The organism is Anaerocolumna sedimenticola, from assembly GCF_009931695.1.
GTDB classification, from domain to species: Bacteria; Bacillota; Clostridia; order Lachnospirales; family Lachnospiraceae; genus Anaerocolumna; species Anaerocolumna sedimenticola.
The window spans coordinates 2,559,363-2,580,503 of sequence record NZ_CP048000.1; the positions used below are offsets into that span (position 1 = coordinate 2,559,363).

Below are 21,141 nucleotides of genomic sequence, written 5' to 3' on the forward strand. Positions count from 1 at the left end.
GAAAAGAGGCGTGCTGATGAACAAACATAGTTTAGAAGAAGCGAAACGTGTGAAACAGGGATTGTATGATCCCAGATTTGAACATGATAACTGTGGTATTGGAGCCGTTGTTAATATCAAAGGTATCAAAACACATGAGACAGTAGCAAACGCATTAAAGATTGTGGAAAATCTTGAGCATCGTGCAGGGAAAGATGCGGAAGGCAAAACCGGTGACGGTGTTGGTATTTTATTACAGATATCTCACAAATTCTTTTCAAAAGAAGTACAGTCTTTAGGAATTACTTTAGGCGGTGAGAGAGATTATGGCATTGGCATGTTCTTCTTTCCTCAGGATGAATTAATGAGAAATCAGGCAAAGAAAATGTTTGAGATTATCGTTGAAAAAGAAGGTATGGAATTTCTTGGCTGGAGAAAGGTACCCATCAGCCCGGATATTTTAGGACATAAAGCAGTTGAATGTATGCCTTATATTATGCAGGGGTTTGTAAAAAGACCGCAAGGCGTTAAAAAAGGATTGGAATTTGACCGTAAATTATATATAGCAAGAAGAACCTTTGAACAAAGTAATGATAATACTTATGTGGTTTCTTTATCAAGCCGTACGATTGTGTATAAGGGTATGTTTTTGGTAAAACAGCTTCGTATGTTTTTTGTGGATCTGCAGAATGAGAACTATGAATCCGCTATAGCGATAGTACATTCCCGTTTCAGTACCAATACCAATCCAAGCTGGCACAGAGCACATCCGAACCGTTTAATCGTTCATAACGGTGAAATCAATACAATCCGCGGTAATGTAGATAAAATGCTTGCCAGAGAAGAGACAATGGAATCAAAGTATTTACAAGGTGAATTACACAAAGTTCTCCCTGTAATCAATACGGAGGGTTCCGATTCGGCAATGCTGGATAACGCATTGGAATTTTTAGTAATGAGTGGTATGGAACTGCCGCTGGCTGTTATGATCACAATTCCTGAACCATGGAGTAATGATCAGAATATAAGTCCGGAAAAGAGAGATTTTTATCAATATTATGCAACCATGATGGAACCATGGGACGGACCTGCATCCATTCTCTTCAGTGATGGAGATATTATGGGTGCTGTACTTGACCGTAACGGTTTAAGACCTTCCCGTTATTATATAACGGACGATGATCACGTAATCTTATCTTCCGAAGTTGGTGTACTTGAATTTCCTGCTGAAAAGATCGTGAAAAAGGAAAGACTTCGTCCGGGTAAAATGTTATTGGTTGATACGGTAAAGGGTTGTTTAATCGATGACGAAGATCTGAAGAACAGCTATGCAAAACGCAGTCCTTATGGCGAATGGCTGGATCGTAATCTGGTTAAATTGAAGGATCTTCATATACCGAATAAGAAGGTATGGGAATATGATGATGAAGAAAGAGCAAAATTACAGAAAGCCTTTGGATATACTTATGAGGATTATAAGACCTGCATCTTACCAATGGCTAAAACAGGAGCAGAACCGGTAGAAGCCATGGGTGTTGACAGTCCGCTTCCTATCCTGTCCAAGAGTAATCCGCCTTTATTCGGATATTTTAAACAGCTCTTTGCCCAGGTAACCAATCCTCCCATTGACGCAATCCGTGAAGAAATCGTTACTTCCACCGATGTGTATATCGGGGAAGACGGTAATCTCTTAGAAGAACATGCGGAAAACTGCAAGGTATTGAAAATCCATAATCCTATTTTAACAAGTACGGACCTGTTAAAGATTAAATCCATGAAAATAGCGGGATTTAAGGTGGAAACCATACCGATCATCTATTATAAAAATACGTCTTTGGAACGTGCAATTGACCATATCTTCGTAGAAGCGGACCGTGCCTATAAAGAAGGAGCAAATATATTAATTCTTTCCGACCGCGGTGTGGATGAGAATCATGTTGCCATCCCTTCCCTGTTAGCGGTATCTGCAATGCAGCAGCATTTGGTAAGAACCAAGAAGAGAACAGCAGTTGCCATGATTTTGGAAAGTGCTGAACCGAGAGAAGTACATCACTTTGCAACCCTTTTAGGTTATGGTGCCTGTGCGGTTAATCCATATCTGGCACAGGAAACCATTAAACAGTTAATTAACAACAATATGCTGGATAAAGATTATTATGCGGCAGTAAATGATTATAATAAAGCAATCCTTAAAGGTATTGTTAAGATTGCTTCCAAGATGGGTATATCAACAATCCAGTCCTATCAGGGATCTAAAATATTTGAAGCCATCGGTATCGGAGGGGAAGTCGTTGATAAGTATTTTACGGATACCGTAAGCCGTATCGGTGGAATTACTATTAAAGATATTGAAAAACAGGTGGATGAACTTCATACCAAAGCCTTTGATCCTTTGGGACTTAATATAGACTTAACTTTGGATAACAGTGGTACTCATAAGTTAAGAAGCGGAAAGGATGAACATTTATATAATCCGAAAACGATTCATATGCTGCAGAAAGCCACCCGTACCGGAGATTACAGTGCATTTAAGCAATATACCGGTTTTATTGAAGCAGAAGAAGAGGGTATTAATTTAAGAGGTCTTTTAGATATAAAATATCCGGAAAAGGGAATTTCCATTGATGAAGTAGAAAGTGTTGACTCCATTGTTAAGAGGTTTAAAACCGGTGCTATGTCTTATGGCTCTATTTCCCAGGAGGCTCATGAAACTTTAGCCATTGCCATGAACATGTTAGGCGGTAAATCCAACAGCGGTGAGGGCGGTGAAAGTTTAGAGCGTCTCTCCCTTGGGAAGGATGGTTTAAACCGCTGTTCCGCCATTAAGCAGGTGGCTTCCGGCAGGTTCGGTGTAACTTCCCAATACCTTGTAAGTGCAAAAGAAATTCAGATCAAGATGGCACAGGGAGCAAAACCCGGTGAAGGAGGACAATTGCCGGCAGGAAAAGTCTACCCATGGGTTGCCAAAACGAGGCATTCAACCCCCGGTGTAGGATTAATATCTCCGCCGCCCCATCATGATATCTATTCCATCGAAGATTTAGCACAATTAATATATGACTTAAAGAATTCCAACAAGAATGCAAGAATATCCGTTAAATTAGTTTCAGAGGCAGGGGTAGGCACCGTAGCTGCCGGTGTTGCGAAAGCCGGTGCGGGAGTAATCTTAATCTCCGGTTTTGATGGCGGAACAGGTGCTGCTCCCCGGAACTCCATCCATAATGCAGGGCTTCCATGGGAATTAGGTCTTGCGGAAACCCATCAAACCTTGATTATGAACGGACTTAGAAATAAAGTGGTGATTGAAACAGACGGTAAGCTGATGACCGGCCGTGATGTATTAATCGCAGCACTTTTAGGTGCGGAAGAATTCGGTTTTGCAACTGCTCCGTTGGTAACTATGGGCTGTGTTATGATGAGGGTATGTAATCTGGATACCTGTCCGGTTGGTGTAGCTACCCAGAATCCGGAACTTCGTAAGAACTTCAAAGGGAAACCGGAATATGTAGTTAACTTTATGCATTTTATAGCGCAAGAGCTTCGTGAATATATGGCTAAACTTGGTATAAGATCTTTGGATGAATTGGTAGGCCGCTCGGATTTACTACAAGTGAAAGCGGATGTGAAAAATGAAAGAGTAAGCAGGATTGATTTATCCAGGATATTAAACAATCCTTATGCAGGGAATCCATCCGAGTCCCGCTTTGATCCGAAACAGGTTTATGATTTTGAATTAGAGAAAACCATTGATGAACGTATTCTCTTAAAGAAATTAAAACAGGCGATAGCAAGTAAACAGTCAAAAACAATAGAGGTGGAAGTAACGAATATTGACAGAACTTTTGGTACTATTTTAGGTTCTGAAATAACGAAAGCATACGGAACAACCTTAGAAGAAGATACTTACGTAGTTAAATGTGCCGGAAGCGGCGGACAAAGCTTTGGTGCCTTTATACCAAAAGGACTTACTTTAGTCTTAAGCGGTGACAGCAATGACTATTTCGGTAAAGGCCTTTCAGGCGGTAAGTTAGTGGTATTTCCGCCAAAAGGAAGTAAATTTGCCGCAGAAGATAATATTATTATCGGTAATGTTGCTTTATATGGCGCAACCAGCGGTAAGGTTTTCATTAATGGTGTTGCCGGCGAACGTTTCTGTGTACGTAATTCCGGTGCAACTGCGGTAGTGGAAGGTGTTGGCGATCACGGCTGTGAATACATGACCGGAGGACGTGTTGTTGTTCTTGGCAGGACCGGCAAAAACTTTGCTGCAGGTATGAGCGGCGGTATTGCTTATGTACTCGACCAGGATACGGATTTATATAAGAAATTAAATAAAGAATTAGTATCCATGGAAGCAGTTGCGGAGAAATATGATGTTCTTGAATTAAAGAGTATGATAGAAGAACATGTAAAACATACCGGTTCAGATAAGGGTAAGGAAATTCTGGAACATTTTGGAGATTATCTGCCCAAATTTAAGAAGATTATACCACATGATTACAGACGTATGCTGTTAACCATTGTTCAGATGGAGGAAAAAGGGTTAAGCAGCGAACAGGCACAGATTGAAGCATTCTTTGCCAACACCAGAGGCTAAGGAGGTACGAGATGGGAAAACCAACAGGATTTATGGATTATGAAAGAAAAGAAAGCCGTGCTGAAAAGCCGAAAGATAGAATTAAGAACTTTAATGAATTTCATATACCTTTACCAAAAGAAGAACGTAAAATTCAGGGAGCCAGATGTATGGATTGCGGTGTACCTTTCTGTCAATCCGGTATTATGATAGGTGGAATGACTTCCGGATGTCCTTTAAATAATTTAATTCCGGAATGGAATGATTTAATCTATAACGGCAATATGCAGATGGCCCTAAACCGCCTGTTTAAAACAAATAATTTTCCTGAATTTACAGGAAGAGTATGTCCGGCGCCCTGTGAGCCTGCATGTACCTGTAATGTAGCTACCAACCCGGTAGCCATAAAAGAAAATGAATTGGGTATCATTGAAAACGGATACGAAGCAGGTTTCATTAAACCGGAACCACCAAAGGTCAGAACCGGTAAGAAAATAGCTGTAATCGGATCCGGTCCCTCCGGACTTGCGGCCGCGGACCAGTTAAATAAACGCGGACACTCCGTAACCGTATTTGAACGTTCCGATCGTATCGGCGGGTTATTAATGTATGGTATACCAAATATGAAATTAGAGAAACACATTATTGACCGTAAGATTGACCTTATGAAACAAGAAGGTGTAACTTTTGTAACCAATGCCGATGTGGGTAAGAATTATAATGCTTCAAAAATGAAAAAAGAATATGACCGTATTATCCTAGCCTGCGGTGCATCCAATCCAAGAGATATTAAAGTGCCCGGCAGAGATTCCAAGGGAATCTATTTTGCGGTAGATTTTCTTAAGGGAGTTACCAAAAGCTTACTCGACTCTAATTTTGAAGACAAGACTTTCGTCAATGCAAAAGATAAGAATGTACTTGTAATCGGCGGCGGTGATACCGGTAATGACTGTGTCGGTACTTCCGTAAGACAGGGAGCAAAATCAGTCGTTCAATTGGAAATGATGCCGAAACTTCCGAATACAAGAAGCGAAGACAATCCATGGCCGGAATGGCCGAAAGTCTGCAAGACGGATTACGGACAGGAAGAAGCAATAGCCGTATTCGGCCATGACCCGAGAGTATATCAGTCAACGGTTAAGGAGTTCATTGCTGATAAAGACGGCAATCTGATCAAAGCCAAAATTGTTAAGCTGGAAAGTAAATACCATGAAGATACAAAGAGATATCAAATGGACGAAATCCCGGCAGTGAATATGAAATAGATGTGGATTTAGTATTTATAGCAGCCGGATTCTTAGGAACAGAGAATTATGTTGCCAAAGCATTTGGCGTTGAATTAAATACCAGAACGAATGTACAGACGGAAGAAGGCAAATATCAGACCAGCGCAGAGCATATCTTTGTAACCGGAGATATGCACAGAGGCCAGTCACTGGTAGTATGGGCTATCAGAGAAGGCCGTGAGGTAGCTAAAGCGGTGGATGAACATTTGATGGGATATACCAATCTGGAATAATAACCGGATAAACGAATAAAAAAACGGAGTATGGCTCACCGGCCATGCTCCGTTTTTACACCTGCCGCTAGAACCCAAAAGGGTTTAGGAAAACCGGCTGCATTTTCATTAACTACAAAAAGGAGTACAGGAAAAACATGAAATCGGCGAGAAACGAGAATCATAAAAAATGAAATATATAATTGTTGAGTTTGAAAATACATGATAATATAAGAATAATAATAGAGAGTACTCAATAGAGCAAAGGAGGACAAAACTATGGCACTAATACATGTTAATTTTTATTCTCAGACATTGGGAATGCAGCGTTCCATGGATGTCATAATGCCTCAGAAATCCAATGGCATAGGGCAGGAAGGAATGGAAAGGGAAGAAAAGATTCCGGTACTTTATCTTTTACACGGAGCAAGCGATGATCATACCATCTGGCAACGCAGAACTTCCATAGAACGGTATGCGGTAGAAAAAGGACTGGCAGTTGTTATGCCGGCTACGGATTTGGGTTTTTATGCAGATATGAAATATGGGTATGACTTTTGGCAGTTTTTCAGTAAAGAAATATTTGAATTAGTTCATGAATTTTTCCCGGGGTTAAGTACGCAAAGAAAAGATACCTTTGTGGCAGGTCTGTCCATGGGAGGTTTTGGCACTATGAAATTAGGTATTATGTGTCCGAGCGCTTTGCGGCAGCAGCCAGTCTGTCCGGTATGGTAGATCCCGTATCCTGGTATGACCAGGATTTAAATGAGCAGTTTCAGTTAATTTATGGTACGAAAGAGGAAGTGACCGGAAGTATCAATGATCTTCCCTTTCAGATGGAACAGTTAATAGCCTCCGGTAAACAGATGCCAAAATTTTATATGACCTGCGGTACTGAAGATTTTCTCTATCCCATGAATGTTGCATTCAGAGACAGATTCAGAGACCGGATTGATTTAACCTATCATGAAGAGCCGGGGATCCATGAATGGGCTTACTGGGACCGGAATATCAGGAGGATTATAGAGTGGCTTCCGATTAAGGCAAATGAAAAAGGAGGTAAATAGTTATGGCATTAATGCATGTTGATTTTTTCTCTAATGTATTAGGACTTTGCTGTGAAGCAGATGTTATCCTGCCTCAGAAAACGCAGGGAATTGGTATGGAAGGCAGTGATACCAGGTCCAAATATCCCGTACTTTGGCTGCTGCACGGAGCGAGTGACGATCATACAATCTGGCAGAGAAGAACCTCTATAGAAAGATATGTAGCAGATTTAGGTCTGGCAGTCGTGATGCCGGGGGCCGGATTAAGTTACTATACGAATATGGCTTACGGGCCACGTTATTTTGATTATATAGCGGAAGAATTACCGGAAATTATGCGGGGTTTTTTCCCGATTTCAGACCGGCGTGAAGATAACTTTGTGTGCGGCTTGTCCATGGGCGGATACGGAGCAATGAAAATTGGTTTGACAAAACCGGAAAGTTATTCGGCCATCGGTTGTTTTTCCGCCGGTAATTTCAGTTACCGGGATGTAAGGAAAGAAACAGGAACCATGTTAAGTGCTGATCGGATTAAACGAAATATGCTTATTTTTGGTGTGGAAGATATGCTGCAATTAAAAAATACGGAACATGATTTATTTTATCTGGCAGAAAAAAATATAAAAGAAGAGAAAACTCTACCGAAGATTTTCCATGCCTGCGGAAATGAAGATTTTTTAGTGGAGAATGCCAGAGTTACTGCGGATTGGTTTAAAAATACGAATTATGATTATATTTATCTGGAAGGTCCCGGAGCACATACCTGGGAATTCTGGGATGAATGGATTCAGAAATATCTGGAATGGTTAAAGCCTAACCTTAGATAATGATAAGTCTGAATTAATAATATCCTGGTCCTAATGAATTTGTTTTATAACCATTCAGAATAATGTAAGTTTATTTGTTTTATAAGTATAGCTTATCAGTGAGGGATGTGATTATAACTTTTATTATTATATATTTTGTGTTATACTACTGGTAAAATGTCAATGGAGGTAAAATAATGTATTCATTTGAAGAGATTAAGGTATTTGATCCTGAATTAGCAGAAGCGATGGAAAAAGAAATTGGAAGACAGAATGATCATATTGAATTAATTGCTTCTGAAAACTTTGTAAGTAAGGCTGTTATGGCAGCTATGGGAAGTCCTCTGACGAATAAATATGCAGAAGGTTATCCGGGTAAAAGATATTACGGCGGTTGTGAATATGTGGACATAGCTGAGAATCTGGCAATAGAACGTGCAAAACAACTGTTTGGATGTACTTATGCTAATGTTCAGCCTCATTCCGGTGCACAGGCTAATATGGCAGTCTTTTTCGCACTGGTTAAACCGGGTGAAACCGTAATGGGTATGAATCTGGCACACGGTGGCCATTTAACCCACGGAAGTCCGGTAAATATGTCAGGCAGCTATTATAAAATCGTACCTTATGGTGTAAATGAAGAAGGTTTTATTGACTATGACGAAGTAAGAAAAAAAGCCTTGGAATGTAAACCTAAATTAATTGTAGCAGGTGCAAGTGCCTATGCTAGAAAGATAGATTTTAAGAAGTTTAGAGAGATAGCAGATGAAGTCGGAGCTTTTCTCATGGTTGATATGGCTCACATTGCAGGACTGGTAGCAACCGGTTATCATGAAAGCCCAATTCCTTATGCTCATGTAACAACTACCACAACGCATAAGACTTTAAGAGGTCCCAGAGGCGGTATGATTTTATCCAGTGCTGAATTTGCGGATGAATATAAATTAAATAAAGCAATCTTCCCTGGTATTCAGGGCGGCCCTTTAATGCATGTAATTGCAGCGAAAGCGGTTTGTTTTAAGGAAGCCTTAGATCCGGAATTTAAAAAATATGCGGGTAGAATTGTGGACAATGCCCAGGCTCTTTGCAGCGGTTTAATGAAAAGAGGATTTAACATAGTATCCGGCGGAACAGATAATCACTTGATGTTAGTTGATCTTCAGAACAAAGGGGTAACCGGTAAGGAAACGGAAAAATTATTGGATGCTGCCAATATTACCTGTAATAAGAATACGGTACCTAATGATCCGGCATCTCCTTTTGTAACCAGTGGTATCCGTTTAGGAACTCCTGCAGTAACAACGAGGGGGATGAATACGGCCGATATGGATGTGATAGCGGAAGCAATTGCTATGCTGATTGAAGATGTAAATGCAAATAAAGCAAAAGCAATGGATTTAGTAAAAACATTAACCAATAATTATCCTTTGTATTAAAATGTATAGATTCCTATAAACTGTAATTACTCCCTTTGCTTTCGAATAAAAAGGACGTGTTGAAAACCAACTTGATAGGTTAGGTTACAATACGTTCTTTTTCTTTAAAGGTATCTGCCGGACACTAAAGTCATTAGTATGCAGGAATTCGTTTCTAGAGAAATAAAATACTGTGCTTGGATTACCACTGTGTTATTGTTTTCTTAATTCCGGTATAACATCATAAATATTTTCCAAGGCTGTCCGGATTTCTTTTGACCAATCAAATTTTCCCTTTTTTATGCACCAGGTAACTTCATGTCCTAAAAATGTATAAGCAGATGCTTTATATAATTCCAAGGCATCATTTTTATTTCGGATTTGTCCGGATGCCTGTCCCTTTTTTATGATCATTACGGCTATATCTGTTAATTCACTTCTTAAATCATAACTTCCATAATCTTCTTTCAAATTACTGATCATCATTTGACTTAAAAAATCGGTACCAAATTTACTGGCCTCTTTTACAAGGGATTCAAAACATATCAAAAGCTGATCCCAATAATTGTCCTTGGTTAAAATTGTCAATAGATACAGGCTTATATTATGTGTCACTGAATCATAAAAATGCAGTATTATATCCTCTTTTGATTTTAGATGATAATAAAAAGTTGTTTTTGAAATCTTACAGGCCTCACAAATATCTACAACAGTTACATTTTGATATCCTTTTTCCAAAAATAACTGATTAGCAGTTTCAATAATAAAATCTTTTGTTGTTATATTTGACATGGTTTCCTCCAGTTACATTTTATATATGTAATCATAGATACATCATAGCATAATAAATACATAAAATCTACATTGACAAGTAAATAACAAAGTGATATTATATTACTACGGTAATATAATATATGACCGAGGTAATATGTTATAATTTGCCCGACAAAAGTCCTCATAAATTATATTTTACTAACCGTAGAGTGAACCGAAACAGGAAGATTAGCAAATACATAATAAGGAGAATACCATGTCAAAGCTATTTGAAAAAACTCAAATCGGAAGCATGAAACTTAAAAACCGTATCGTTATGGGACCTATGGGAACAACAGGGGAGTCAGATGGATCTTATTGTTCGGAAGGTATCCGCTATTTTGAAGAACGTGCAAAAGGCGGGACAGGTCTGATAATTACCGGAGCTAATGTTGTTACTACAAAATATGAGCCTCGTCCCTGTACAGAACTTAGTAATTTTCATCATGTGGAACGACTAAATATGTTAATTGAAAGATGTCACCATCATGGTGCTAAAGTCTGTGTTCAGATTTCACCAGGACTCGGACGTCAACAATTTACAGATCCATTTACACCGCCGTATTCAGCAAGTGAATGTACCGCATTTTGGTTTCCTAATTTGAGATGTAAACCATTTTCAAAAGAAGAGATTCTGGATATTGTAGAAAAGTTGGGTTATTCTGCCAGCCTTGCTAAAATGGCTGGAGCGGATGCAGTAGAATTACACGCTTACGGTGGTTATCTTTTAGATCAATTTCACTCAAAACAATGGAATACTCGTACTGACGAATATGGCGGAGAATTAAGAAATCGTATGAGATTCACTTTGGAATGTATAGCGGCTATTCGTAAAAACGTTGGTCCTAAATTTCCGATATTAGTTAAATTCACACCAGTTCACCGTGTTGAGGGAGGACGTGAATTAGACGAAGGGTTAGAAATGGCTAAAATACTGGAGGAGGCGAATGTTGATGCGCTGCATGTTGATGTCGGCTGTTATGAAGCTTGGCATAAAGCAATCTCTACGGTATATGAAAAAGAAGAACATCAAATGGATGTGGTTGAGGCTATAAAGAAAACCGTTTCTGTCCCTGTGCTTGGCCAAGGTAAAATGTTTGATCCGGAAAAAGCGGAAAGAGCAGTAGCGGAAGGCAAGACGGATTATATAGTATTGGGACATCAGATGTTAGCAGATCCATATTGGGCAGACAAAGTAAAGGCTGGCAATACTATGGATATCGTTCCTTGTATTGGTTGTAATGAGTGCTTACTTGCAGGATTTTCCGGTAAACATTATTACTGTGCTGTTAATCCTTTATGTTATGCGGAGGATGATTACCCTCTTCCCGATGTACATGGCATTAAGAAATCCGTGTTAGTAATTGGAGGTGGCCCTGGAGGAATGTCTGCGGCAATCGCAGCGGCCAGACGTGGTTTTGATGTGGAATTGTGGGAGAAAACATCCCGTTTAGGCGGAAACTTATGGGCAGCAGGTCTTCCTACCTTTAAGCATGACGTACTTAGATTAATTACTTATATGGAACGTCAGGTTTTAAAACTTGGTGTTAACGTAAAACTGAATAAAGAGGCTACCGCAGAAGCAGTATCCGCAGGCAGATATGATAAAGTGGTACTGGCAGCAGGTTCAACTCCTTTTATGCCTCCTATTGAGGGTATAGAAACGGCAGCTCCATCCGGTGATTACTTATTGGGTCATAAAAAACCGGGAAAGAAAGTAGTTGTTATCGGTGGAGGATTAGTGGGCTGTGAAACAGCTGCTTATATGAAAGAAACAGCAAAAGAAGTAACAATTGTTGAAATGCTTAGCGATATTTTAGCAATAGCAGACCATTGCTTAAATAATGATCAGGCATTAAGAACAATGATTAAAGAGAGAAATATTGGTGTTGTAGGCGGTGCCAAAGTTACAAAAATAACTCCAAACCGCGTTACCTATACGAAAGACGGACAGGAATTATCAATTGATTGTGATACCGTAATTATAGCAGCAGGTTATCGCCCAAATAACCAATTAGAAAGTGTGCTTGAAGGTATAGTGGATGATTTAACTGTTGTAGGAGATGCAGAAGCTCCAAGAAAAATCCTGACTGCGGTACATGAAGGATATCATACAATTCGAGTAATGAAATAATTTAATGTTCAAATTCTTAAACTAATTATTAAAAAGGTCAGTCAAAAAGTAATAAGATATCTGGAAATATCTATTTCTTTGGCTGGCCTTTTTGCTAATAAATTAACTAATTATTATTCAATATTTTGCTTATGCATTTAGTTGTAAATATGATAGCAACAATAACTACCCCTGCTATACAGACATATTTCACTATTTTAGTAACATCAATTTTAACAGACACGCCGCTCTCGGCTGGTTCCTGTATACTATTTTTACACATGTATCTTACCTCCTTTGCACTCTTAAGCACCTATTAATAACCAAGTTCTTCACCCACCAGGATGACTTTGATTCGGCCGGGGATTTTGGACTTTCTGGTTATAACGATTTCACAGCAAATGCAATCCTCCGATAAACAATTAGCGCATCTTCCCAGTTCTGCACAGGGAGTATGTAAGCCAAGTCTGACGACATTAGGAGGGGCAGCCATATTGCGGACCCGTTCAATACCAGTGTTAACATCCGTTACAATTTTATTCATACCTGCTATAATTATCACATTTTTGGGACCGGCAATCAGACAGGCTACCCGGTTACCGCCGGCATCGATATTAACTAACTGGCCATCTAATGTAATGGCATTAGAACTCATGAAAAAATAATCGGAAGTTACAATTTTACTGTACATTGCAGTTCTTTCTTCCGGGGTTTTAGCAGATGATCTGTCATATAATATGTAATCCGAAGCCTTTAGTTCCGGAATCAATCCGATTTCTTCGATCGTTTCAGAACCGCCCCAGGAAACAGAACATTCCGGAGTAAGGAATCGTTTCGCCATAATCACAGCATCTTCGGCATTTTCACAGTAATATCCTTCAATTCCCCTTAAATTAAATTTCTCGATTAAGCTGTCAGCAAGATTTTCATAATATTGTTTTTTAGGTGTCATATAACCCCTCCTTAATTATTGCAGATAGGATTTAAGTGTCATAATCGACACTTAAATCCTGAATATCTGAATATAGAATATTAAAAAGTATACCGCGGTTATTTTGCATTATATTTTCTGATAAAACATACTCCTACAGCCCCCGGGCCAGTATATGTTCCAATGGTTACACCGATTTGAAATACGGGATAGGTTATCTTACGTCCGATTAATCCTTCTAACTGGGACTGGACGAAATTGGTATCCTCCAGTGTTGTGGCATTGACAAGGCAGAAGTCATAATCCTCGTATTTTTCTCCGGTTTCCGTAAAATATTCTTCCGTCATATCCAATATCTTCTGAATCGCTTTCTTACGGCCCCTTACATTAGAGTATGGGATTAATTCAGCATCTTTTAACTGAATCATAGGTTTTAAATTCAGCATGGTTCCTGCAAGGGATGTTACCTTTCCAATTCTGCCTCCTTTTGCCAAATATTCCAAAGTATCTACCGTAAACATGATTCTGGCAGTAGGTTTAATCTCATTAATACGGTTTTCAGTTTCTTCCAGGGTATATCCTGCCTCTTTCATATATACAGCCTGCATTAAAACAATTCCCTGTCCGGCAGTGGCCTGGATGGAATCAATAATGGATATCTTTGCATCCGGGTATTTTTCGTTAAGAATCAGCTTTGCATTCACTGCTGATTGATAAGAACCGCTGAATTTTTGTGTTAAGCAGAGGCATAATATATCTTTATTCTCCAGGATAACCGGTTCAAAATAATTGATATAATCCTGAACACTGGGCAGGGATGTCTTGGGAAATACCTTCTGATTCATAAGCACATCGTAGAATTTTTGATTGGTAATTTCTGTATTTTCCTTAAAGTAATTCTCCTGGTCGAAAGTAACATAAAAGGGTACTAAGGTTATATTATGTATGCTAAGCAATTCTTCCGGTGTATCGCAAGATGAGTCGCTGAATATATGATAATCACGCATATTTCTCTCCTTGTAAATATATTTTCTAGTAAACATTATATCGAATTCCATTAAAAATGTACAGCAGAAAATGGGCTGGTGTGTGAAAGGGAGTGATGGAGAGAGCAGCGCATGGAGTATATTTTACAGGTTGGCATAGATGAGAGGTATTTCGTTCAAATAAGACAAATAAACTAATTTATTACAGTAATTTCCCAGTGCATGCCAAGTTTGAATATGATAGATACTTATAGTGAATAAAACAGGAGTAGACACAGCTAAGATTTAAATTAAATAAACCGTAACAATTCAGAAAGCCTGAGTTTATAATTTAATTTCTTCCTAAGAAATTTTGACACTGGCGCACTTCTTATGTTATGATTATTACTGCCACAAAAAAGTACATAATAAAAATAGAAATAACAATGTATTGAGAAATCATCTTCAACAATGTATTGAGAAATCACTTTCTAAATATTGAAGATGCTGTAATTACCAGTGGAAAATAATATTTATAATGTAACTGACCAGGCAGATGAATAGCAGTTTCATTTAAGAAAGTTGGATAGATACATGTCTAAAAGTTTATACATTTCGGAAAAACCCAGTGTGGCACAGGAATTTGCTAAAGCCTTAAAAGATGCTTTTAAGAAGCAGGACGGATATATGGAATCCGATCATTCCATTGTAACCTGGTGTGTAGGACATCTGGTTACAATGAGTTATCCGGAAAGCTACGATCCGGCATTAAAAAGATGGACACTTGAGACGTTGCCATTCCTGCCACGGGAATTTCGATATGAAGTTATACCGGCAGTTAACAAGCAGTTTAACATCGTAAAAACCCTGCTGAACCGCTCTGATGTGGATAAGATTTATGTCTGCACCGACTCCGGAAGAGAAGGAGAATATATCTACCGCCTTGTAGATCAAATGGCAAAAGTTCCTGTTATTAAAGAAAAACGCAGGGTATGGATTGATTCCCAGACGGAAGAAGAGATTTTAAGAGGAATTAAAGAAGCAAAATTACTGACAGAATATGATAATTTATCGGATGCCGCTTATTTGAGAGCAAAAGAGGATTATCTCATGGGTATTAATTTCTCCAGAATCCTTACTTTAAAGTATGGGCAGAACATTACAAACTACCTGGGAAACGGAAAACGGTCGGCCATCTCCGTCGGACGGGTTATGACCTGTGTACTGGGAATGGTAGTAAGAAGAGAGCGGGAGATCAGAGAATTTGTAAAAACTCCGTTTTATCGTGTACTCAATACTTTAGAATCATCGGGGAGAACTTTTGATGGGGAATTCAGGGCAATAGAAGGTTCTAAATATTTTGCTTCCCCCTTATTATATAAAGAAAATGGTTTTAAAGAAAGAAAAGATGCGGAAGGTTTAGTGGAAGTATTGCTGAACCGGGAACCCCGATTAACCGAACGGCAGGAAAACGGTAAAAATAGTTTTGTTGATACTATTTTGCCGGAGGAACAGATTACAGCTGAAATCGTCAGCATGGAAAAGAAAAAAGAAAATAAAAATCCACCGTTGTTATTTAATCTGGCCGAGCTTCAGAATGAGTGTTCCAAATTATTTAAAATCAGTCCCGATGAAACCCTTAAAATAACCCAGGAGTTATATGAAAAGAAACTTGTGACTTACCCCAGAACGGATGCCAGAGTTTTATCAACGGCAGTCAGCAAAGAGATACATAAAAATATCGGGGGGTTACGCGGTTACATACATGGCAAGGATTATGCCTCTGAGATATTAAGCAAAGGTACCTATAAAAATATAGCAAAAACCAGATATGTTAATGATAAACAGATAACGGACCATTATGCAATTATACCTACCGGACAGGGGTTAAATGCATTAAATTCACTCTCAGCTACCAGTTCTAAGGTATATGAGACGATTGTCAGAAGATTCTTAAGTATTTTTTATCCTCCTGCCGTATATCAGAAAATCAATCTGATAACGAAAATGAAAAGTGAATGTTTCTTTTCTTCCTTTAAAATATTAGTGGAAGAGGGATACCTTAAAGTAACGGAGAATTCTTTCAACCGGAAAAAAGCAACCACTGAGGGAAATAATAATTCTGCCAATCAGGATCTGAGAGATAACGGTTCCGGAAACGGCGAAGAGGAAGAATTTGATATGAGCTTTTTTGAGGTGATCAAGAACTTAAAGAAGGGAATGTTACTTCCGGTAAGGTCCATGATTATTAAAGAAGGTGAAACAGCACCGCCGAAACGTTATAATTCCGGTTCCATGATTTTAGCTATGGAAAATGCCGGACAATTAATCGAAGATGAAGAACTTAGAGCCCAAATTAAAGGCAGCGGTATCGGTACCAGTGCGACCCGTGCAGAAATATTAAATAAGTTGGTGAAGATTGATTATCTGAATCTGAATAAGAAAACCCAGATTATAACCCCGGCTCTCTTAGGTGAAATGGTATATGATGTTGTGAATTCATCTATTAAGTCTCTTTTGAATGCGGAATTAACCGCCAGCTGGGAAAAAGGGCTTACTATGGTAGCTGAGGGAACCATTACCAAGGAAGAATATATGGAGAAACTGGAAGGATTCGTCAGCCGTATGACCAACGGTGTAAAGGGATTAAATAACCAATATATTCTGAATAATTGCTTTAATGAAATTGTCGGAAATTATAAGAAGTAAGTAATTATTAGGTATTACAAATTATTACTAGGAAAGAATATAATGCCGCTAATGATTAAATGTGTTAATTTATGTCTTAGTGAATGAATATATCGTATAGTAATATATTACAAACAAACGGTATAATTACAGCAAGACAGAAAAATATAAATATGTAGGCAATAATTGCGTGGATAGGAGTGTTTTATGTACGAAGATATGGAAATTAAAAATAATTATGATTTAACACAGACAATTGCTGCATCCCTTATGGAAAGATTCAAATACCCCTGGGAAGTATTACCGGAGATAGGAAGTTACATACTGGAATTAGGTAAAAAGTTATCTGCCGATGAATATGATAAAGCAGGAGATAACGTTTGGATAGCCAAAACAGCTAAAGTAGCCCCAACCGCATCTATTAACGGACCTGTTATTATTGGGAAAGAAGCTGAAATTCGTCACTGTGCTTTTATAAGGGGCAATGTAATTGTTGGGGAGGGTGCTGTTGTTGGCAATTCTACTGAGCTGAAAAATACCATCCTTTTTAATAAAGTACAGGTACCCCATTATAACTACGTAGGGGATTCCGTTTTAGGTTATAAATCCCATATGGGAGCAGGCTCAATCACTTCTAATGTTAAATCGGATAAAACACTTGTAACCATAAAATACAACAGTGATAAAGTCGAAACCGGATTAAAAAAAGTAGGAGCTTTACTTGGAGATCATGTGGAAATCGGCTGTAACACCGTAATGAATCCGGGAACCGTAATAGGAAGAGGAGCCCATGTCTATCCTTTGTCCATGGTCAGAGGATTTGTACCTTCTAATAGTATCTATAAAAAACAGGGTGAAATAGTTGCAATGAATAAATAATTATTAAGTTAGAAAGTATTTAAATCAAACCAGCCGACCGACCGTTTGGTTTAAGATCAGTAGCTTAACATTAATATTGGAAAAACCAGGAAACGGTCAAGTCGTCTCCTGGTTTTTTTACATATTTAAATTTGTTTAGTGGAATATAATCTATAACCGGTAAATGGATTTGTTTCTGTCGGCTTTAATAGACCTGTGATTTTGAACAAAACATCACCTCACATTTGCCCAGTCACATGCAATCTCCAGAATGTTTACCAGCTCTGACAGACCTTCCTGGTCAACAGAATCAAATCTTGCGATAAATGGACTGTCAATATCCAGTACTCCAACAATTTGTCCATTATAATGAATAGGAATAACTATCTCGGAACGGGAAGCGCTGTCACAGGCGATATGTCCGGGAAATTCATGTACATCTTTCACTAACTGAATTGCATCTTTTTGGACAGCTGTTCCGCAGACTCCTTTTCCGATGGGAATGTGAACACAGGCGGTTTTTCCCTGGAAGGGTCCTAATAAAAGCTCATTGTTATGTAATAAATAAAAACCTACCCAGTTTATATCTGTCAGAGCGCCGTTTAATAGGGCGGAGGTATTACTGAGATTTGGTATTACATAAGGTTCATCCTCTAATAAAGATTTTAACTGTGCTAGGATGAGTTTATAACATTCTTTTTTATCTGTTGGATATATACTGTTTATTTCTTGCATTTTTAATTCTCCTTTTATAAAAAATAACAGGTAAGCATTTGCGAGAGGCTGCTGCAGACTCTTGTTGAAAAAAATAAAGCAGTTACTGCAGCAATCTCTTCTTCTAATCTTAAATTAGTATATCCTAAAAAGACGGATACTTCAACTATCTAAAACTATTCCCCTCCGCCAGACTGGAAACATACTGCCGCATTTCATTTTTAGAACGAACGCCGTGGCAATTATCAATGACCTCCTGTTTTTTCTGATCATCCAGGGAGGAAAAATAATCCATAGCTTCACTATTCTGTGCCAGAGCCATACCGAATCCTAAAGGAATACCATTTCCGTTAACATAATTTTTTTCCATAAATACCTCCATTTCTGTCATAAAAAAGAAATTATTTTGGTTTTGGGAAATAAATTTTATATAGTTACATAAATAGTATGGATAGTTCAAAAAAATTATGAAAACTAAAATATGAATTATTTTTTGCATAAATTCTTTTCATGATGGATAAAATAAACCAAGATATGTAAAAAGGAGATAAGTGTGAAGAAATGCGCCTATACGGCAGCATGACAGGATGGCTGAAAGAAAATATAATAGAAGAAAGGTATGCCACATTAGATTCTTTCAACCAGTGAAACTTGTTTCACATTTTATTGTGTGGCAGTAACGCATCTACCCGTAGATATGTTATATAAGGGTGTAAATTATGAAAAAATATATATGTTCGGTATGTGGTTATATTTATGATCCTGAAGAAGGCGATCCGGATAATGGAGTTGCAGCTGGAACACCGTTTGAAAATGTTCCGGAAGACTGGGTATGCCCGGTATGTGGTGTTGGTAAGGATGAATTTGAGGAATATAACGAATAGAAGATCAAAAATTAGTTTAAAATACCCTGTAAGCTGTGAAGAAAGATTGTAACAGTATACAGGGTATTCCTATTGTATCTGAAATTTCTTCGGAAACTTGCAATAGGGTATTGTAATTCAGATTCTTGGCGACATAAACCACTATTCTTCCTCTAATATTTTATTCAATTATTATTTTCAAAGTATAATTCCTCCACCAGTGAAATAATAGCTTTATTATTTTTCTTTTTCTATCATCATGATAAATATTATGGCTAAAATAATACAGCAAAACCATACGGCCTGTATGCCAAGGTATTTGCTGAACTCCATTCCTGCAATTGCACCAAGGATAAATAAGAAAATTACTGCATAATATTGCAGAAATTTATTTCTGGCTTCTATATCCTTAGTAAGGATATATTGATAAAGCTGTTCCGTACCGGATCGTAAATTTCCGGTACACATGGTTGAAGCGTAGGCTAAATGATTCATTCTTCTAAAACTTTCCACCTGAATCGAACACACAAAAGAAATCAAAATGTTGGCAAGCATATTCAAGCTGCCAAGTGGTAAAAATCCAACAATCAAAAGTACAAATATTTCTGCCAAAACAGTGATCTGACGCCAATGTAGTCTATTATTTTCTTTATAAACTTTCTCTATTATATTCGATAGAATGATACCAAAAATAAATGATAATATGGGAATCAGATAAGAAAGGGCATGTCCGATTTTTCCATCTGCTATGGCAAGGCCCAATAATACAATATTACCGGTTTGTGCATTAGCAAAAACTTTTCCCCTTAATACGTAGGTATATGCATCTAAAAATCCTCCGACCAGGGCTAACAGCAATCCGAGATAAAACGAGTCTGACATATGTTTTTGATTTATATTTTTCATAACAACAGCCTTTCATATGGATAATGTGAGTAGATTATTTAATAATACATGAGATTATGATATAGAAAATTGTATCACAACAGGTATATGAAAGTAATTGACAAAACGATGAGATATTTATCAGTTACCCCTGATTTTTATCCATAGATTATAATAAATTATCAAACCTATTGACCGAATCGGTTAAATATGCTATTTTAGTATTAACCGATTCGGTTAATACTGTTTGTGAGGTGGTCCGGTGGAGAAATTTTTAAGCTTATCCATAGAAAAACAAAATACTATTATTAATGCTGCCTTAACTTGCTTTGGCACTAACGGTTATAAAAAAGCATCAATAAGTGATATTGCAGCTGCTGCCGGTGTTTCAAAAGCTTTGATATTTCATTACTTTGGAACAAAAAAAGCTTTATATTTATATTTAATTCAATCGTGCGGCAATCTACTTATGAAAGAAATTAATGATAAGTTTGATAAAAATGTTACTGATTTTTTTGACAGAATAAAACTTTTAACTAATATTAAAATTTCGGTTATGAAAAAGCATCCGGCAATGCTTAGCTTTTTAAATGGTGTGTATTTTGAAAATGATGATGAAGTAAAAGACGAGATTAAAGCACTTCTGAAAAATGACAAGGGTGAGCACTTGGAAAGCAGAATTACATTTGACGGTATGAATACCTCAAAATTTAAGGAAGGTATTGATCCGGGGCTGATAATGAAAATAATTACATGGCTTACCGAAGGATATATAAGCAAATTGACGGGAAAAACTGAGATTGACTATGATGTCTTATCCAAAGAATTTGAGGAATGTATCAATCTATTTAAAAACAACTTTTATAAGGAAAAATATTTGTAAGGAAAATATTTATAAGGTTATAGTAAGCAGTATGACGGACCAATGAATACCATTTTGATTTGGCTTCAGCGGCCTTAAGGGTCAGATTTATTTTTAAATTGTATCAAT

At 37.8% G+C, this 21,141-nt stretch carries 17 protein-coding genes and 1 pseudogene; 11 read left to right on the top strand and 7 right to left on the bottom strand.

All coding sequences use genetic code 11. From position 1 onward, the window contains the following. Positions 1–16 precede the first annotated feature (16 nt). The 6 genes and pseudogenes from gltB (at position 17) to glyA (ending at position 9,341) form a co-directional block, all read left to right on the top strand. Entirely contained in the window at positions 17–4,576 is a 4,560-nt protein-coding gene (gene gltB / locus Ana3638_RS11240; protein WP_161838108.1) for a glutamate synthase large subunit, read from the top strand. Positions 4,577–4,587: 11 nt separating this feature from the next. Then, a pseudogene (locus Ana3638_RS11245) lies at positions 4,588–6,074 on the top strand (glutamate synthase subunit beta). A gap of 258 nt (positions 6,075–6,332) precedes the next feature. After that, positions 6,333–6,788: an alpha/beta hydrolase gene (locus Ana3638_RS24680; protein WP_202621601.1), complete on the top strand. Its 456-nt coding sequence runs from the start codon at positions 6,333–6,335 to the stop codon at positions 6,786–6,788. Beyond that, entirely contained in the window at positions 6,782–7,120 is a 339-nt protein-coding gene (locus Ana3638_RS24685) for a hypothetical protein (RefSeq protein ID WP_202621602.1), read from the top strand. Before Ana3638_RS24680 ends, Ana3638_RS24685 begins: the two co-directional genes overlap by 7 nt. 2 nt (positions 7,121–7,122) lie before the next feature. Beyond that, on the top strand, positions 7,123–7,926 hold the full coding sequence (locus Ana3638_RS11255) for an alpha/beta hydrolase (RefSeq protein ID WP_161838109.1): 804 nt from the start codon (positions 7,123–7,125) through the stop codon (positions 7,924–7,926). Positions 7,927–8,102: 176 nt separating this feature from the next. Beyond that, positions 8,103–9,341 (top strand): serine hydroxymethyltransferase, encoded by a 1,239-nt coding sequence (glyA, locus tag Ana3638_RS11260; protein WP_161838110.1) that lies wholly within the window; start codon positions 8,103–8,105, stop codon positions 9,339–9,341. 192 nt (positions 9,342–9,533) lie between these two features. Here glyA and Ana3638_RS11265 read toward each other — a convergent pair whose 3' ends face one another. Continuing rightward, positions 9,534–10,112: a TetR/AcrR family transcriptional regulator gene (locus tag Ana3638_RS11265; protein WP_161838111.1), complete on the bottom strand. Its 579-nt coding sequence runs from the start codon at positions 10,110–10,112 to the stop codon at positions 9,534–9,536. A gap of 238 nt (positions 10,113–10,350) precedes the next feature. On the opposite strand from Ana3638_RS11265, the gene Ana3638_RS11270 reads away from it, so the two are divergent. Continuing rightward, the gene (locus tag Ana3638_RS11270; RefSeq protein ID WP_161838112.1) at positions 10,351–12,267 is read left to right on the top strand and encodes an NAD(P)/FAD-dependent oxidoreductase; all 1,917 of its coding nucleotides are present in this window, start codon (positions 10,351–10,353) and stop codon (positions 12,265–12,267) included. A gap of 106 nt (positions 12,268–12,373) precedes the next feature. Here Ana3638_RS11270 and Ana3638_RS11275 read toward each other — a convergent pair whose 3' ends face one another. The 3 genes from Ana3638_RS11275 to Ana3638_RS11285 all read right to left on the bottom strand — a co-directional run bounded on the left by Ana3638_RS11275 (position 12,374) and on the right by Ana3638_RS11285 (position 14,184). Further along, positions 12,374–12,529, bottom strand: coding sequence for a hypothetical protein (locus Ana3638_RS11275; RefSeq protein WP_161838113.1), 156 nt, complete (start codon positions 12,527–12,529; stop codon positions 12,374–12,376). A 33-nt stretch (positions 12,530–12,562) separates the two neighbouring features. Next, positions 12,563–13,198, bottom strand: a complete 636-nt coding sequence (locus tag Ana3638_RS11280; RefSeq protein WP_161838114.1) for a lactate utilization protein — start codon at positions 13,196–13,198, stop codon at positions 12,563–12,565. Positions 13,199–13,296: 98 nt separating this feature from the next. Continuing rightward, a complete protein-coding gene (locus Ana3638_RS11285; protein WP_161838115.1) occupies positions 13,297–14,184 on the bottom strand; it encodes a DegV family protein in 888 nt (295 codons plus the stop codon). 552 nt (positions 14,185–14,736) lie between these two features. On the opposite strand from Ana3638_RS11285, the gene Ana3638_RS11290 reads away from it, so the two are divergent. Both Ana3638_RS11290 and Ana3638_RS11295 read left to right on the top strand, forming a co-directional pair. Next, entirely contained in the window at positions 14,737–16,851 is a 2,115-nt protein-coding gene (locus tag Ana3638_RS11290) for a DNA topoisomerase (protein WP_161838116.1), read from the top strand. A gap of 186 nt (positions 16,852–17,037) precedes the next feature. Beyond that, positions 17,038–17,709 carry an acyltransferase gene (locus Ana3638_RS11295; protein WP_161838117.1) on the top strand — a complete coding sequence of 224 codons (672 nt, stop codon included), beginning with the start codon at positions 17,038–17,040 and terminating at the stop codon, positions 17,707–17,709. 213 nt (positions 17,710–17,922) lie between these two features. Here Ana3638_RS11295 and Ana3638_RS11300 read toward each other — a convergent pair whose 3' ends face one another. Both Ana3638_RS11300 and Ana3638_RS11305 read right to left on the bottom strand, forming a co-directional pair. Beyond that, positions 17,923–18,423 carry a GAF domain-containing protein gene (locus Ana3638_RS11300; RefSeq protein WP_161838118.1) on the bottom strand — a complete coding sequence of 167 codons (501 nt, stop codon included), beginning with the start codon at positions 18,421–18,423 and terminating at the stop codon, positions 17,923–17,925. Positions 18,424–18,568: 145 nt separating this feature from the next. Further along, on the bottom strand, positions 18,569–18,772 hold the full coding sequence (locus tag Ana3638_RS11305) for a hypothetical protein (RefSeq protein WP_161838119.1): 204 nt from the start codon (positions 18,770–18,772) through the stop codon (positions 18,569–18,571). A gap of 349 nt (positions 18,773–19,121) precedes the next feature. On the opposite strand from Ana3638_RS11305, the gene rd reads away from it, so the two are divergent. Then, a complete protein-coding gene (gene rd / locus Ana3638_RS11310) occupies positions 19,122–19,286 on the top strand; it encodes a rubredoxin (protein WP_161838120.1) in 165 nt (54 codons plus the stop codon). A gap of 216 nt (positions 19,287–19,502) precedes the next feature. Here rd and Ana3638_RS11315 read toward each other — a convergent pair whose 3' ends face one another. Further along, positions 19,503–20,171 (bottom strand): YoaK family protein, encoded by a 669-nt coding sequence (locus Ana3638_RS11315; RefSeq protein WP_161838121.1) that lies wholly within the window; start codon positions 20,169–20,171, stop codon positions 19,503–19,505. 241 nt (positions 20,172–20,412) lie between these two features. Between Ana3638_RS11315 and Ana3638_RS11320 the strand changes: the two genes are divergently transcribed. Further along, positions 20,413–21,033, top strand: a complete 621-nt coding sequence (locus Ana3638_RS11320) for a TetR/AcrR family transcriptional regulator (protein ID WP_161838122.1) — start codon at positions 20,413–20,415, stop codon at positions 21,031–21,033. Positions 21,034–21,141: the final 108 nt, after the last annotated feature.